A 16,859-nucleotide genomic window follows, 5' to 3' on the forward strand; every position below is an offset into this window, starting at 1 on the left:
TTAATTGACAACCGACGGTTGTCAATCAATTATTCGTATCTGATGGCTTCTATCGGGTCTAAATCAGCTGCTTTCTTAGCCGGATACCATCCGAAGAAGACGCCCGTAACGGTACATACTGCGAAGGAAAGGAATACACTCCACGGCTGGATATAGATAGGCCAATGCGCTACGCTCTTGACAATCCAGCTAGCCCCGCAACCGATAATCACTCCGATGATACCTCCCGTGATACTAATCATGATGGCCTCGATAAGGAATTGGCTTAGAATATCGACTCCACGTGCACCGACAGACATACGCAGACCGATTTCACGGGTACGTTCCGTAACGGATACATACATGATATTCATAATTCCGATACCACCTACTACCAATGAAATACCTGCGATACAAGCCAGCAGGGTTGTCATCAAATCGGTGGTTGAGTTGAGCATTGTACTCAATTCCTGTTGGGTACGGATGGTAAAATCATCGTCATCCGAGGCTTTCAGCTTATGGTTGCGACGGAGGATCGTACTGATTTCGTCAGTAGCATAATCCGTCATATCTTCGGTAAGGGCAGAGGCAAACACTCCCTGCAAATACGTGACGGCAAGCAGACGTTTCATCACTGTGGTGTATGGTGCAAGCACTACTGCATCCTGGTCTTGTCCCATGGAGTTGTAGCCTTTGGCTTTAAGCACACCTACCACACGAAGCGGTATTTTACTGAAACGAATAATCTTACCTACCGGATCACTTCCGTCCGGAAAAAGATTGTCTACTATAGTCTTTCCAATCACACATACTTTCGCCGAACTCTGTATGTCGGCCTCTGTGAACATCTCTCCGTTTTCAACAGTCAGCTGGCGGATGTCGAGGTATTCTGTTCCGACACCGTTCACGGAAGCTGGGTAGTTGTTGTTTCCGGCAATGAGTTGCCCCGATGATGAAACATTGGGACTGATGGCGGACAGGAAACTTGTCTCATCACGCAAGGCTTCGTAGTCGGCAAGCTTCAAGGTTTGCATAGCAGACGGGTCTTGGCGGACACCTCCACGCATATCGGCTCCCGGATGAATCATAATCATGTTCGATCCCATTTCGGAAATCTGCTGCTGGATGCTTTTCTTCGAACCTTGTCCGATAGCCAGCATCGTGATGACAGAAGCAACACCGATAATGATACCGAGCATGGTGAGAAAAGCACGCAGCTTATTGTTCGCCAATGCCCGGAGAGCTATCTTAAATAAATTAGTTCCATTCATAATGAATAATTTGCTAATTTGTCTATATACTAATGGGGCAATTTCCTGAAGGTATAGTCACCCAACCTGTTTATTGTACAGCAATCGGCACATTAGTATATCGGCACATTGAATAATTATTAATCCTCGTCGTTTTTCGGCAATGCGGCCAGCGCTTCGGCAGCAGACAGAATTTTCGGATTGGTTGTATCTTCTATAACCTGACCGTCACGCAGACGGATATTCCGGCTGCTATATTGCGAAAGTTCGGGATTATGTGTTACAAAGATAATCGTACGTCCCTCTGCATGAAGCTTTTGAAACAGTACAAGTATTTCGAAAGAGGTACGGCTATCGAGGTTTCCGGTCGCTTCGTCGGCAAGAATCACTGCCGGATTGTTGACCAATGCGCGTGCGATGGCAACGCGCTGCATCTGTCCACCGGACATCTGGTTGGATTTATGTTCCAGACGGTCCCCCAATCCTACAGCCTGTAGGGATTCGATGGCGCGGCGACGGCGTTCGGAAGCGCTCACGGCAGAGTTGTACATAAGCGGTAGTTCCACATTTTCTACAGCCGTCGTTTTAGGTAACAAGTTGTAGCTTTGGAACACGAAGCCAATCTTCCGGTTTCTTAGTACTGCACGTTGAGGCTTGCTCATCGTACGTACGGGAATATCGTCGAGCAGATATTCTCCACTGGTCGGGGTGTCCAGGCAGCCTAATATATTAAGCAGCGTGGATTTTCCCGAACCGGAAGTCCCCATGATGGTAACAAACTCTCCTTCATTGATATTGAACGAAACGCCCCGCAATGCGTGGACGGTTTCGTCGCCTACCTGAAAGTTACGTTTGATATTTTGTATTTCAATTACTTTTTTCATCGTAAATAATGTGTTAATGTGCCAATAACGGATTGGCACATTGAATAATTATTTTTTCTTCTTACTTCCCGGAGGGCCAGGCATGAACGGACTTCTTTCTCCGCCACTTTCCTGATTTCCTTCAGCAGCCACATTTTCACCGGGCATTGCTCCTATGGTAGCTTCGGTCACTACTTTTGTTCCTTCGGAAATGCCACTGATAATTTCTGTAGATATACCGTTGCTGATTCCTACTTCTACCGGATGAGCGGTGAATGTGGTTCCTTCACGAGTCCAGAGTTTATGTTCGCCTTCGCAATCTTTTACGATGTCATTATTACCGATTAACGGTTTTTCAGGTGTGAATCGCAGTGCTTTGTTCGGGACAGACAACACATCCTTTTTATCAAGAATATAGATCGTGACATTAGCTGTCAAACGAGGTTTCAGTTTCAAATCAGGGTTGGGAGCAGAGATTACAACTTCATAAGTAACTACTGTAGTGGTGGTGCTTGTACTGCTCGTACTGCTTGCATCTCCCAGACGAATTTGTGTAACTACGCCTTCGAATACATCATTCGGATAAGCATCTACCGTGAAGCTGGCACGCTGGCCTTCTACTACACCGCCTATATCAGCTTCATCCACATCGGCTACTACCTGCATCTGTGTCAGGTCGGCAGCAATAGTGAACAGTGTCGGAGTTTCGAATCCGGAAGCAACGGTTTGTCCTGCTTCCACATCACGGCTGATGACTACTCCGTCAATCGGTGAGGTGATAGTAGCATAAGCCAGGTTACGTTCTGCTTTTGCGAGCGATGCCTTACTGCTATCATAGCTACTTTTCGCTTTCTGATAGTTGTAGAGGGCCTGTTCGAAATCCGTATCACTAATCAGTGACTTTTCGTGTAAGCCTTTGCTACGTTCATAATTCTTCTTCTGATATTCATATTCGGCTTTTGCACCATCGTACGTTGCCTGTTGTGATGCCAATTCACTTTGCAATGTGGCACGGTCCATTTCGGCAATCAACTGTCCTTTGGTTACTACCGAGTTGTAATCTACGTAAATCTTGTCGATGATACCGGAAACCTGCGTACCGACTTCTACTTCCGTCACCGGTTCGATGGTTCCGGTAGCAGTGACCGAATTTGAAATATCGCCTTTGCTCACGTAGGCAGTGGCGTAGGTGACTTTGTGCTTGGCCGGTGAACCTGCAAAGAACCAGATTCCTGCACCTGCTACCACAACGACTGCCACAGCGATTAAGATAATCTTTTTCGTTTTCATTCGTTTATTATGCTTTTATTTATAATGCTAATTGATCTCCCTGATAGAACTTCAGCAACTGCGTATTCAGTATGGCCATATATTTGGCTTGAAGCTGTTCCTGCTGTGCTTGTAGCAAGTTGTTCTTTTCAGTAAGAAGTTCTATGGTATTCTTCATTCCCAGATTAAACTGTTCGCTAATCAACTCATAGCTGATTTGTGTACTCTTCAACTTCTCGTTTGCTGCTGCATAACGTTGCTGTGCACTGTTAGCATCCAGCCAGAGTCCTTCGATGGTCTTGTACAGAGTTTTTTGTTCGTCAAGCAAGGATAACATGCTCGTCTCGTATTGCAATTTTGCTTTCTGTACGGCACTTTTAGTTTGACGGTTATTGAAGATCGGCACACTGACAGACAATCCGATCGAATTGTTCCATCCGTTTTTCACTTGCTCTCCGAAAGTGAAGTCGCTGCCGCTGGTGTGGTTGGTTCCGATTCCTGCGCTAAGGCTGATTGTGGGCAAATAACTTGATTTGGCAATACCGATACCCAGTTCGGAAGCCTCTACATTAAGTTTGCTAGCTTCAATCTCCGGGCGAAGACTCAATGCACTAATGTACACATCTTTTTTGGTAGGCAACGGAGCCAGTACATTTTCGTCGGACAGGGCAGGGAGGTAGATGTTCATTTCATTCTCCCCATCCAGTTCGAGCAATTGTTTCAGTTGTAATTTGTAATCTTCAAGAGTGGCTTGCGCTGTGACAAGTTGGTATCGGTCTGTGCTCACCTGCGCTTCCAGTTGGGCGAAGTCGCTTTTAGCAATACTTCCGGCGTTCAGAAGTTCCTGTCCGCGGTCACGCTGCGCAATAGAGACTTGCAGGGTACTTTCGTTTACTTTGACAGACTCGGCTGCATAAAGAATCTGGATATACACTTGGGCGATAGATTCCTGAATGTTATTTTCGGAAGTCGCTACGTCCAGTTCGGCTACCTGATTGTTCAACTTTTCCTGCTGGATGGTTTTCAGTCTTTTATTACCATTATATAGAGTCCACGACGCATTCAGTCCATAATTACCATTGTAGCTCGTTTTACTATTGCTACTGATAATTTCGCTGCCGCTTACCCGACTACTCGTCTCCTGATACGGACGATTCACCACCTGCTGGCTGGTAGAGAACGAAAGACTGGGAAACAAGGCAGCCTTAGCTGTCTTTACATCAATCTGCGTGCTGGCCGCAGTGATCCGGTTCTTGCGAATCGTGATGTTCTGCTCTTTTGCGTAGTCGATGCATGACTGCAAATCCCATTGAGCCGGAATTTTCGTTTCTTTCAGCGTATCGACTTGCAGCGGAGAAACTTGGGCAGATATGCCGGACAGCATACCTGCTTCAAGAAATGTCATCACTGTCAATCTTCTTACATTTATCATATTCATAACTTCTATTGATTTACTGTTAGCGAAGGTACGTACATATTATATATGCCGCAAAAACGATAGACGGATGACGTAATTTCGCCGTTAAATGTTTTTTTTCTGTCGATAGGCAGGTTTTTGAAGAAAAACACAACAAATCACACAACTTTTTTGACTAGTTGTTTGTTTTAATTATAAAAAATGTATATTTGTACTCATTACAAATTATAACGTCAACATATGAAGAATACACTGCTTACGATCTGGAACTTCTATTTGGAGGGCTTCCGTAGTATGACCTTGGGGCGTACCCTGTGGGTTATCATTCTGCTGAAATTATTCGTTATGTTCTTCATCCTCAAAATGTTCTTTTTCCCTGATTTCCTCCGTGACCATCCTACGGATGACGACAAGGGAACATACGTGGGAAACGAACTGATAGAACGTGCCATCCCCGGTAAATCTACTGATTTTTAACTCTTAAACTACATAGGATTATGATTGAAAGTATTGACACCTCGCTGATCGATTGGTCGAGAGCCCAATTTGCGATGACAGCCATGTACCACTGGATTTTTGTTCCTCTCACACTCGGACTGGCAGTGGTGATGGGAATCATGGAGACGCTGTATTATAAAACAGGCAATGAATTTTGGAAAAAGACTGCCCAGTTTTGGATGAAACTCTTCGGTATAAACTTTGCCATTGGTGTGGCAACCGGTTTGATTCTGGAGTTTGAGTTCGGTACGAACTGGAGCAATTATTCGTGGTTTGTAGGAGATATCTTCGGTGCTCCGTTGGCTATTGAAGGAATTTTGGCATTCTTTATGGAAGCCACATTTATCGCCGTCATGTTCTTTGGGTGGGGCAAAGTAAGTAAACGTTTCCATTTGACTTCTACCTGGCTCACAGGCTTGGGAGCTACGATTTCTGCCTGGTGGATTCTCGTAGCCAACGCATGGATGCAGCATCCGGTAGGCATGGAATTCAATCCTGATACAGTTCGTAATGAGATGGTAGATTTCTGGGCAGTGGCTACGTCACCTGTAGCGGTCAATAAATTCTTCCATACGGTATTGTCCGGCTGGGTGTTGGGTGCTATTTTTGTAGTCGGCATCAGTTGTTGGTATCTGCTGAAGAAACGTAATCGTGAGTTTGCGCTTGCCAGCATCAAGATTGGGGCGATTTTTGGATTAGTAGCATCGTTGCTTTCTGTTTGGACAGGTGATGGTTCCGGTTATCAGATTGCCCAGACGCAACCGATGAAACTGGCTGCTGTGGAAGGTCTGTATGAAGGCGGCACTAATGTAGGTCTGGTTGGAATAGGAGTGTTGAACCCGGAAAAGAAGACTTACAACGATGGGAAAGATCCTTTTCTCTTCCGTTTTGAAATCCCCAGCATGCTTTCTTTCCTTGCAGAACGTAATGTAGACGGCTACGTTCCTGGTATTACAAATATCATCGAGGGTGGTTATCAACAGAAAGACGGATCGACAGCTCTTTCTGCTGCCGAGAAGATAGAACGTGGAAAAACGGCTATCGGTGCATTGGCTGCCTATCGTGCAGCAAAGAGTGCAGGACATGAGGAAGATGCTCAAATTGCATATAAAGTATTACAGGAAAATATTCCATATTTCGGTTACGGATATATCAAAGATGTGAACCAACTGGTTCCGAATGTTCCTCTGAACTTTTATGCATTCCGTGTAATGGTAATCTTGGGCGGATACTTCATCCTGTTCTTTATTGTCGTTCTCTTCTTTATCTATAAGAAAGATTTAAGCCAGATGCGTTGGATGCACTGGATTGCTCTGCTGACAATTCCTTTGGGATACATCGCCGGACAAGCCGGATGGGTGGTTGCCGAATGTGGGCGTCAACCGTGGGCTATCCGTGATATGCTGCCGACAATGGCTGCCATCTCCAAACTGGATGTAAGCTCTGTACAAACGACTTTCTTTATCTTCCTGCTCCTGTTTACAGTGATGCTGATTGCAGGTGTCGGAATTATGGTAAAGGCTATTAAAAAAGGACCGGAGAATTGATAATTACCTATTACTCATTACTTAATATTTTAGCTATATGTATATATTTTTGCAACAATATTGGTGGCTTGTCGTTTCCTTGTTAGGAGCCATACTCGTGTTCTTATTGTTTGTACAAGGAGGTAATTCTTTGTTGTTCTGCTTGGGTAAAACCGAGGAACATCGTAAGATGATGGTGAATTCTACCGGACGTAAGTGGGAGTTTACGTTTACTACATTGGTTACATTTGGAGGAGCTTTCTTCGCTTCTTTCCCCTTGTTTTACAGTACCAGTTTCGGCGGTGCATATTGGCTTTGGATGATTATACTTTTCAGTTTTGTATTGCAGGCTGTCAGTTATGAGTTTCAGAGTAAAGCCGGAAATCTGTTAGGTAAAAAGACATACCGGACTTTTTTGGTGATTAATGGAGTGGTAGGTCCTGTGTTACTTGGTGGGGCAGTGGCTACTTTCTTTACCGGTTCTGATTTCTATATTAATAAGACCAATATGACAGATACCATTATGCCGGTAATCAGTCATTGGGGAAATGGCTGGCACGGATTGGATGCACTGACCAACATTTGGAATGTTATTCTTGGATTGGCTGTCTTCTTCCTTGCCCGTGTGTTGGGATCTCTCTATTTCATTAATAATATTGATGATAAAGAGCTGACCGATAAATGTCGTCGTGCAGTACGAAATAATACAGTTTTGTTCCTTGTATTCTTTTTAGCATTTGTCATTCGTACATTGGTATCTGATGGTTTTGCCGTTAATCCGGATACACAGGAAATTTATATGCAGCCATACAAGTATTTCACTAACTTTATCGAAATGCCGGTAGTGCTGGCTTTATTCCTGATTGGTGTGGTACTGGTTCTTTTCGGCATTGGAAAGACATTGCTTAAAAAGACGTTTGATAAAGGAATCTGGTTTACGGGAATCGGTACGGTACTGACTGTTTTATCTTTATTGCTGGTAGCAGGGTACAACAATACCGCTTATTATCCGTCATATACAGACCTGCAAAGCTCATTAACTTTAGCCAATAGCTGTTCCAGCGAATTTACACTAAAGACAATGGCCTATGTCTCTATTCTTGTTCCATTCGTAATTGCATATATTTTCTATGCTTGGCGTAGTATCGATCGTCACAAAATTACCGAGAAAGAAATGGATGAAGGAGGACACTCATATTAATACTTTGTCCACATAGAATTTCGAATTGAGATTCTTGTAGGAACAAATAAACTCCCCTTATTTAATTCTTTATGTCATGGTAGAGAAGTTAAATGAGGGGAGTTTTATATATAAGCCTTTTCTATCTTTTCGGATATATCGCTTTTTATTTATTGACTATATTCTCCGGTTTTCCGGTAATGTAAGCCTGAAGGTTACTGATTGCAATATTCATCAGACGTTCACGAGCCTCGATGGTTGCCCAGGCAATGTGCGGAGTGATGTAGCAGTTCTTTGCAGTAAGTAATGGATTGTCGGCACAAGGTGGTTCAGTAGAAAGCACGTCTACTCCGGCTGCATAAATCTTGCCACTGTTCAAAGCGTCTGCAAGGTCTTGTTCGTTGATAAGCGGGCCGCGACCGGTGTTGATTAAAATAGCTGTCGGCTTCATCATACCCAAACGGCGTGCATTTACCATTTCGCGTGTCTCCGGAGTAAGCGGGCAGTGCAAACTGATAATATCACATTCGCTGAACAACTGATCTAAATCCATCTTCTTGATTTCCGGTGGCAACTGGAAGTGAGATTTAGAAGTCAATGCATACACTTGCATACCGAAACCGATAGCAACGCGCGCTGTGGTATATCCGGTATTTCCCAGTCCTACCAGACCGATTTTCTTTTCCCGTAGTTCCATCAATGGAGTATCCCAAAAACAGAAATCCTTGTTATTAGCCCAACGACCTTTATGCACTTCTTCAGAGTGGTGTTGCACTTGTTGAGTGATGTTCAGGATATGCGCAAATACCATTTGAGCAACGGAAGCAGTGCTGTATGAAGGAATATTAGTAACGACGATTCCCCGTTCTTTTGCAGCAGCTGTGTCTACCACATTGTATCCGGTAGCCAACACACCGATATATTTCAGTTCGGGCAGTGCAGCCATGTGGTCTGCATTGATGATTACCTTGTTAGTCAGAATTGCTTCTGCACCGGCTGCACGTTCTAATACCTCTTCCGGAGCTGTACGATCATAAATTGTACATTCTCCAAGCACCTTCATACCTTCCCAGGATAAATCTCCGGGATTGGCGGCATAGCCGTCTAAAACTACAATCTTCATTTCAATTTCAATATTATTAGTATGTTATAATGTTTCCTACTGCTTTATTGTGCTTTTAGCTTTTCTTACAGAAGGGAGTGACTTATTTTAGGAACGCTTATTTCTTAAATTTGTCTCCCCACAACTGTATCATTCGCTCGGCATGTTTCTGTTCTGCCGGATTGTTTTGCGGTTGCCATATCCGTTTGTCTTTCAGCTCGTCCGGAAGAAATTGCTGTTTGACAAAGTTACCTTCATAGCTGTGCGCATATTTATATTCCTGTCCGTATCCCAACTGTTTCATCAGTTTGGTCGGAGCATTGCGCAGATGCAAGGGCACAGGCAGATTACCGGTTGACCGGACTAGCTCTAATGCATCGTTAATCGCACTGTATGCCGAATTACTTTTTGGACTGGTAGCCAGATAAATCGTTGTTTCAGCCAAAGGAATCCGTCCTTCGGGCCAACCGATTTTCATCAATGTATCAAAGCACGCATTAGCGAGAAGCAATGCATTCGGGTTTGCCAGACCAATATCCTCGGCAGCCGAGATCACCAGTCGGCGGGCAATGAAAGCCGGATCTTCGCCTCCTTCCACCATACGGGCAAGCCAGTAGATCGCTCCGTCAGGATCGCTGCCGCGGATAGACTTGATGAAAGCCGAGATAATGTCATAATGCATCTCTCCATCCTTGTCATAAGCCAGTGGATTCTGTTGCAAGCGTTCGGTCACCATTTCATCGGTGATGACAACTGTTTCCTCCGTCTCCGATTGCACAACAAGTTCCAATATATTAAGCAGCTTGCGGGCATCTCCACCGGAGAAGCGCAACATAGCTGTTGTTTCTTTCAATTCAATTTTTCGTTCCTTCAGTATGGCATCTGTGGTGATGGCACGTTGCAGAAGTTCCAGCAAATCTTCTTTTTCCAAAGATTTGAGCACATAAAGCTGGCAGCGGGACAGGAGAGGGCGGATGACCTCAAACGACGGATTCTCCGTTGTTGCGCCAATCAGTGTGACTGTTCCGTTCTCTACCGCTCCCAACAGAGAATCCTGCTGCGACTTGCTGAACCGATGGATTTCATCGATAAACAGAATCGGGCTGGACTGTGAAAAGAAGCGGTTGCTCTTGGCACGTTCTATCACTTCGCGCACATCCTTCACACCGGAAGTCACGGCACTTAACGTATAGAAAGGTGTTTCCAGTTTGTTGGCAATGATTTGCGCAAGGGTTGTTTTACCCACTCCGGGAGGTCCCCAGAGAATAAACGAAGAGATGCGTCCTGCGTCAATCATTTTCCGCAAGATAGCCCCCGGTCCAACTAAATGTTTCTGACCGATATAATCATCCAAAGTCTTTGGCCGTAACCGTTCTGCTAGTGGTTGCATAATTTTTTAGAATACCATTAATACCATGAAGCGGATACCGTTTTTGTTGATACCCGGATTATCACGATAAGTGAAACGATGTACATACTCAACGTGCAGCAACTTGAAAATGTTGTAGATACCTACACTTGCTTCGACATACGGCACTTTCGGGTCCATCACGAAACTGGTGAACTTACCGTCACGTGTCGGGAAACGGAACAAATCGGGATTGTTGCTCTTGAACGGATTGTTCTTGTCCGTCAATGTTCCCCACAAAGCACGTACACGGAACATTTCCCTCCATTTCAGGTTCTTGATAAGAGGAATACGGTTGAAGAGTTTTCCATTCATGTCGTAGGATAATGACATGGAAGCGTAACGGTCGTTCAGGAATTCCATGTTATTAATCAAGTTGAACGTTTCGCGCTGGGTGATGTAGGACAAGTTGGCTTCCGGCAGGATTAACAACGGGAAAGGAACTGTGTTCCATTCTGCACCTGCTTTCACGCTGCAATCAATCTTTCCCCAGGAAGCCGGGAGCCAGAAACGTTTCCACACACTTGCTTCCGTACGGTTAAAGTTGTAATCTCCACCCAATACGCCTTTGAAACCCATGGCATGAGTGAGCGTAAAGATAGGAGCGTCCAGCGACACAGGCACGCGGCGTTGCTTGGAATTGACAAATGATTCGCCCGGCGCATAGCGCAGCGTCAGACTTGCTTCGGAAGTTGTGACATCGTGCACACGGGTTTGTGCGGCATCATTACGCAGATATTCCAGTTTGCCGGTCGGTTCGTCGTTACGGTGTCGCAACATGGCTTTCACTCCGAATCCGGTCAGCGTTTCGAGTTCATAATTAATGGTGGCGTCGCGCATATACGACATTTGGTCTACTGTCGTTGTTTTGACCGACAGGAAGATATTATCTTTATCCGTAAACAGGAATTTGTCCATCGGAGACATTACGTCATAACTGTACGTTGCCGAAAGATAATGTTTCGGGAACTCCCAGACCACATAATCGCGTTTGTTGAACGAATAAGTCACCGTTCCGCTATATTTCCAGCGTTCGTCTTTCAGACCGTACGCTCCGTATCCGCTCAAGAACCAGTGCTTGTCGAAATGAGCCGTAGTCATACCGCTCAACCGGAAACGGGTACCATCAATGTAATTGCTCGAAATCATGGTGTTGATAGGGCCGATGTCCACTTTGCTCGGATGCTCTTTGCTTCCTGTTTCTACAAAGTTCTCAATCAGTGCTTTCGCTCCGAAGATGATGTATTTGAATCCCGGAATCTGTTCGAGACGGTTGACGAATACATCCATCGAACTTTCTTTCTTTGTCAATGGTACTTGACGGACACTCGCCCAGTACTCATCGCTTTTCGAGAGCATATCCGCTTCTTTTATCACGCTGCCTTTCAACCGGAACAGTCGTTGTTCAATAGGATCGAATTTATAGTTACTATATTTCGTGGTTCGTTCCACCTGCAATCCACCTGCTGTTTTGTTGGAATTCCAGGAAAGGTCTACGGTCATGTCATCATCCGCCAACACCCAGTTGCCGTTGGGCAGTTGCTCATACTGTTGCGTGATGTCCATGCGGTTGACAAAGTTGACTCCGGTCTTTTTAGGCAGGTTCATTGTACATTTCTGAACGGCGTATGTAGAATCATTCAATACATACAGATGGCCGGTGAATCCGAAGTCCTGCGAGTTTTGCGGAACAAAAGTAAGGTGGACACATTCGCGTTTGTTTACCATCAATGTATCCATCAGATAATATTTATAAAATGAGATGGCATTGTTACCGATCGGACTGACGAAACGCTGCTGAAGCAACCGGATATCATCATCGTAGATATTGATGTCGGCAAATACGTCTTTCAATACGGTACCGAGCATATCTCCCGTAGAGAAAAATTCTTCTATACCATTGGAGTTCTTTCCTTTGATAATCGTTTTCTTGTTTTCGGGATTTTTGCGGTAGATGGTTTGCGAGGACGTTTCCTGTACGGAAATTGGGAGAATCAACTTATTGGTTGTTTCCGACACTTCCACTTGGTCTCTTAAGAATGAATATTTTTTGTAGATACCTTTTTCAAGCTTTTCCGGTGTGAGGTCGTTGATAGACATTTTCATCTTCTCGTACTTGTCGTACTGATAGTACTCGTTCACTTCGAGGACTTGTGCCTTTTTGTGTTCGATTACCTTCTTCATGAATTCCACTGCCGGATTGTTTTTGCGGGAATATTTCTCCTTTTGAGGTTTCACGACAACCTCGTTCAGGAGCACATTATCCGGAGCTAACTTAACGTTCACTGTCTGATTGTTGGAACCAACCCGAACCGTTTTACTGATATAACCTACAGCGGAGAACACCAGTGTTCCTCCGTTTCTGCGGGTGTCAAGACTGTATTCTCCGTCAATATTGGTGATGGTACCCATATCTCTCTTTTCTTGGTAGTAAACAGAGATATACATCAATGGCTCGTGGGTAATCGAATCAGTGACTACCCCTTTAATTTGCTGCGCAAAAGCATTGGAAGCTACCAATACGAGTAAGAACAGTATAAGTATTTTGTTATATCGTTGTATCATAACGTTCGTAGTAGGGCTGCAAAGTTAACAAATAACTCTAAGGATAACAGAATATATAACTTTTTTTACCCATCGTTTTTGGTTGTTTACAAGCATATATCGTCCGATAATTCAAGGAACATCCCGCTGTTAATCCTTTTGATAAGGGCATTTCCGCATTTCGTTCTCCCAGTTTCGGTATTTGAAACCTTTGCTCCCGTTGTAGGGCACTTTTTGTTTCGACATTTGAAACTTTTTGTTTCCCGGCATGAAACTGTTGGTTTCTCGGTGTGAAACACTTTGTTTCTCGGTGTGAAACTATTAGTTTCAAGGCGTGAAACTAACAGTCCCATGCCGGGAAACGGAATGGAACATGCCGGGTAAATGTTATTTGCTCGTAAGTATCTGTACAATACGCTCTGCGGTACGTCCGTCCCAACGTTCGGGAAGTTCGCCACGTTTCCATTCACCGTGCATCAGTGTATCCATTGTTTTGGCAAGCAGGGCAGGATCTTCTCCGACAAGTTCGTTGGTTCCCATGCGCCACGTTTCCGGATGTTCGGCATACGTGTTGAGTGTGATACAAGGAATACCCAGGAAGGTCGCTTCTTCGGCTACGTTTCCCGAATCTGTTATGATTCCTTTCGCCTTGTTTATCAGATAACCGAAGAACAGGTAGTTCTGCGGCGGCATGATATGGAGATTCGGAGCTTCGATGTCCAACTCTTTAATGGCATTACGTACGTAGGTATGTAGCGGTGCAACGATAGGCATACCGGCGGACTTGTCGATGATTGTTTTCATCAACTGACGCAGATTCTCCTTATTGCCGAGTAATACACGACGGTTGAGAGTAAATAGGAGATAATTTCCTTCTTGCAGTCCCAAGACGGAGAACCATATCGGTTTGAGCAAGCGGTTCCGGTTATAGCGGATGGCATCAATCAGAATGTTACCTACATAATATACGTTTTCGCTTTCCGTTCCCGTCTGGTTCAGGTTGCGGTTGGCAACCATGCCGGCTGTGAACAGATAGTCGGATAGTCCGTCTGTAATCATGCGGTTGACTTCTTTCGGCATTTTCATATCGAAAGAACGGGTTCCGGCTACGAGATGTGCTACCTTGATGCCTTGTTTCTTGGCAACGATGGCACAACTCATGGTTGCGGTCAAGTCGTCTACCACAAGGACTACGTGTGCCGGATTCTCCGTCAGTTCTTGTTCGAAGGCTACCATGATTCCGGCTGTCAAACTCGTTGGATTACTGCTTTCCACTCCCAGATACACATCGGGAGCTTTCATATCGAGATCCGAAAAGAGAGAAGCATCCAGACTTGTATCATCTTTCCTTCCTGTATAAACCAGTCGGTAAGAGATACTTTTACCCAGCGCCCGTGCGGCTTCAATAGCGCGTGTAATGGGAGCTATCTTCATAAAATTGGGGCGTGCCCCCGCAACAATTGTTATTTTCATATTGTTTCTACCTAATTCGGTTTAATTCGTGAAGCAAAAGTACATTTTCTTACGGAATTTATTCGTTACTTTGCATACAAAATAACAAATATATGCCCACATTCGTTCAAATTCTTGATTTTATAGGCACATTTGCCTTTGCTATTAGTGGTATCCGACTAGCTTCGGCGAAACGTTTCGACTGGTTCGGCGCTTATGTGGTAGGACTTGCTACGGCTATCGGCGGCGGTACTATCCGTGATGTACTGCTCGACGTGACACCGGGATGGATGACCGACCCTATCTATCTGATTTGTACAGGACTGGCTTTGTTATGGGTCATCTGTTTCGGACGCTGGCTCATCCGGCTCAATAATACTTTCTTCATTTTCGATACCATCGGTCTGGCACTGTTTACCGTGGTAGGTGTAGGCAAGAGCATTGCTTTGGGTTATCCTTTCTGGGTGGCGATTATCATGGGTAGCATTACGGGAGCGGCCGGTGGGGTCATTCGTGACGTATTTATCAATGAAATACCTCTTATCTTCCGAAAAGAAATTTATGCAATGGCCTGCGTTGTAGGCGGTATTGCATACTGGCTGTGCGACGTTGCAGGTCTGGAATCATACGCCTGTCAGTTGATTGGCGGACTGGCGGTATTCCTGACCCGCATCTTAGCTGTCAAATATCACATTTGCCTACCTATATTAAAAGGTAGTGAAGAGCCGGAAGAATAAGGATGGCATTATTTTTCCTCCTTTATATCCAGTTCTCCTTGAAAACTAATGGACTGACGGTTTTGCATATTGACATCGATACTTGCCGAACCATTGGGAAATACTTTGGCTCTGAATTCATATCTGTCTTCAGGATTACGTGCGACGAACTTGATAACGGCATTCCCTTTTTTATCCATTTCCACATTATATTCTTTGAGGATGGTTTTGAAGTTAAGTCCGTCACCTCCGCCATACGGAATGCTATAAGCCCGTCCATAATAAGGCAAGTAAGAAATAACCGAATCATTTCTGATTGTCAGTGAGTAGGAAGATGTCAAAGGGATGGAGCGTCCGCGCATCGGCATGGCAGTGTTGACATCTATCTTGTAATTTTCAGATTCAATTAGTTTCATTACTGCTTCTTTCTTCTGTTCCTTCTTTTCCTTTTTACTTTGTTGAGCCGAAAGGGTAGGGATGCCCACTAGCAAGGCTAGTAACAGCATAAAGATTTGCTTCTTCGTTCTCATATCAGTTTGCATTTAGGTTGATGTATATATGTATAACAATCAAATATACTAAAAAGACAGGGATACTTCTGTTTCTTTTAATGAAAATTAAACAGAACCCCCTGTTATTTATGAGTTTAGCCCGATTTAGAACTGTTCCAGTATTTCGATTCGTTTTTCGATGGGAGGATGAGTGGCAAACAATCCGCTAAGTCCGCTGAATATACTTTTAGATGCCTTTTGGGGGTTCTGAATAAATAATTGTGCCACGTCTTTCCTTTCTACTGCTTCGATAGCGGGATCTGCTGATATTTTGCGGAGAGCGTTGGCCAGTGCCAACGGATTCTTCGTCATTTCTGCCGAACCTGCATCTGCCATATATTCGCGTTTGCGTGAGATGGCAAAACGCATCAGGCTTGCAAAAAGATAACCGATGGCGGCTATCACTAAAGCAATAAGAATAAAAAGAACCACACCGCCGCTACCTTTACTATTACTACGCACGCGTATGTGTGTAATGGCATAAAACGTGATTTCTGTCAGCATGGAGAAGATACCGACAAAGACAATGGAAATAATCAGCAGGCGTACATCGCGGTTGCGGATGTGACTTAGCTCGTGCGCGATGACTGCTTCCAGTTCCTCATCATTTAGTTTCCGGATGATGCCCTCCGAGAGAGTAACGGTGTATGTGCGTTCGTTGATACCGCTGGCAAATGCATTCAGGGAACTGTCATAGATGATATTGATTTTCGGCATTTTCATGCCTTGAGGCATACAGAGGTTTTCCACTAGATTATAAACTCGTTTATTCTCCTGACGGTTCAGCGGCTTGGAGCCGGTGGCGGAATTGATAATGCTTGTGTTAGCCCAATAGGCAATCAGAAACCAGATTAATACAATCCCCATGGTATATGGTAACGAAGAGAAGAAGAAATGATTGACTATTGGCATCATTTCGACTTCCATATCCTCTTTATATCCCATAAAAGTCAGCAGGTAGCAGGCCAAATAGAGGAGTGCTGCCACGAGACAGGGAAACAGGAATAGTAGAAACGCAGAGCGCAGATTATTCCGGCTCTGCTGTGTTTGGATTCCGACGTATTGCATGCGTGTTCGACTTTTGTAATTGGATGGACGGTGTAT

Annotated in this window: 14 protein-coding genes; 4 read left to right on the forward strand and 10 right to left on the reverse strand. The window is 44.5% G+C overall.

Features of this window, described 5'->3' with window-relative positions; all coding sequences use genetic code 11:
• Positions 1 to 29: 29 nt before the first annotated feature.
• From HMPREF9010_RS20160 to HMPREF9010_RS20145, 4 genes are all read right to left on the reverse strand, one after another.
• Positions 30 to 1,250: an ABC transporter permease gene (locus HMPREF9010_RS20160; RefSeq protein WP_004300329.1), complete on the reverse strand. Its 1,221-nt coding sequence runs from the start codon at positions 1,248 to 1,250 to the stop codon at positions 30 to 32.
• Positions 1,251 to 1,369: 119 nt separating this feature from the next.
• Complete coding sequence (locus HMPREF9010_RS20155; RefSeq protein ID WP_004300330.1) at positions 1,370 to 2,113, reverse strand: ABC transporter ATP-binding protein; 744 nt, start codon at positions 2,111 to 2,113, stop codon at positions 1,370 to 1,372.
• 48 nt (positions 2,114 to 2,161) lie between these two features.
• Positions 2,162 to 3,382, reverse strand: a complete 1,221-nt coding sequence (locus tag HMPREF9010_RS20150) for an efflux RND transporter periplasmic adaptor subunit (RefSeq protein ID WP_008647214.1) — start codon at positions 3,380 to 3,382, stop codon at positions 2,162 to 2,164.
• 19 nt (positions 3,383 to 3,401) lie between these two features.
• Positions 3,402 to 4,799, reverse strand: a complete 1,398-nt coding sequence (locus HMPREF9010_RS20145; RefSeq protein WP_008647218.1) for a TolC family protein — start codon at positions 4,797 to 4,799, stop codon at positions 3,402 to 3,404.
• Positions 4,800 to 5,018: 219 nt separating this feature from the next.
• Between HMPREF9010_RS20145 and HMPREF9010_RS20140 the strand changes: the two genes are divergently transcribed.
• The 3 genes from HMPREF9010_RS20140 to cydB are packed head-to-tail and all read left to right on the forward strand — an operon-like array spanning position 5,019 to position 8,003.
• The gene (locus HMPREF9010_RS20140; RefSeq protein WP_004300334.1) at positions 5,019 to 5,255 is read left to right on the forward strand and encodes a DUF4492 domain-containing protein; all 237 of its coding nucleotides are present in this window, start codon (positions 5,019 to 5,021) and stop codon (positions 5,253 to 5,255) included.
• Between the two features lie 20 nt (positions 5,256 to 5,275).
• Entirely contained in the window at positions 5,276 to 6,823 is a 1,548-nt protein-coding gene (locus HMPREF9010_RS20135) for a cytochrome ubiquinol oxidase subunit I (protein WP_004300335.1), read from the forward strand.
• A gap of 37 nt (positions 6,824 to 6,860) precedes the next feature.
• Positions 6,861 to 8,003, forward strand: a complete 1,143-nt coding sequence (gene cydB, locus HMPREF9010_RS20130) for a cytochrome d ubiquinol oxidase subunit II (protein WP_008647221.1) — start codon at positions 6,861 to 6,863, stop codon at positions 8,001 to 8,003.
• A 145-nt stretch (positions 8,004 to 8,148) separates the two neighbouring features.
• On the opposite strand, the gene HMPREF9010_RS20125 is transcribed toward cydB, so the two are convergent.
• From HMPREF9010_RS20125 to wecB, 4 genes are all read right to left on the reverse strand, one after another.
• Positions 8,149 to 9,105 (reverse strand): D-2-hydroxyacid dehydrogenase, encoded by a 957-nt coding sequence (locus HMPREF9010_RS20125; protein ID WP_008647223.1) that lies wholly within the window; start codon positions 9,103 to 9,105, stop codon positions 8,149 to 8,151.
• Positions 9,106 to 9,202: 97 nt separating this feature from the next.
• The gene (locus HMPREF9010_RS20120) at positions 9,203 to 10,474 is read right to left on the reverse strand and encodes a replication-associated recombination protein A (RefSeq protein ID WP_004311579.1); all 1,272 of its coding nucleotides are present in this window, start codon (positions 10,472 to 10,474) and stop codon (positions 9,203 to 9,205) included.
• Between the two features lie 6 nt (positions 10,475 to 10,480).
• Complete coding sequence (locus tag HMPREF9010_RS20115; protein ID WP_004311580.1) at positions 10,481 to 13,057, reverse strand: DUF5686 and carboxypeptidase-like regulatory domain-containing protein; 2,577 nt, start codon at positions 13,055 to 13,057, stop codon at positions 10,481 to 10,483.
• A gap of 366 nt (positions 13,058 to 13,423) precedes the next feature.
• On the reverse strand, positions 13,424 to 14,509 hold the full coding sequence (gene wecB / locus HMPREF9010_RS20110) for a non-hydrolyzing UDP-N-acetylglucosamine 2-epimerase (protein WP_004311581.1): 1,086 nt from the start codon (positions 14,507 to 14,509) through the stop codon (positions 13,424 to 13,426).
• A 92-nt stretch (positions 14,510 to 14,601) separates the two neighbouring features.
• Between wecB and HMPREF9010_RS20105 the strand changes: the two genes are divergently transcribed.
• Entirely contained in the window at positions 14,602 to 15,225 is a 624-nt protein-coding gene (locus HMPREF9010_RS20105; protein WP_004300342.1) for a trimeric intracellular cation channel family protein, read from the forward strand.
• An 8-nt stretch (positions 15,226 to 15,233) separates the two neighbouring features.
• Here the strand turns inward: HMPREF9010_RS20105 and HMPREF9010_RS20100 are convergent, their stop codons facing one another.
• Entirely contained in the window at positions 15,234 to 15,734 is a 501-nt protein-coding gene (locus HMPREF9010_RS20100; protein ID WP_032846475.1) for a DUF4251 domain-containing protein, read from the reverse strand.
• 126 nt (positions 15,735 to 15,860) lie between these two features.
• Entirely contained in the window at positions 15,861 to 16,823 is a 963-nt protein-coding gene (locus tag HMPREF9010_RS20095; RefSeq protein ID WP_008647226.1) for a M48 family metallopeptidase, read from the reverse strand.
• Positions 16,824 to 16,859: the final 36 nt, after the last annotated feature.

Source organism: Bacteroides sp. 3_1_23 (assembly GCF_000162555.1).
GTDB classification, from domain to species: domain Bacteria; phylum Bacteroidota; class Bacteroidia; order Bacteroidales; family Bacteroidaceae; genus Bacteroides; species Bacteroides ovatus.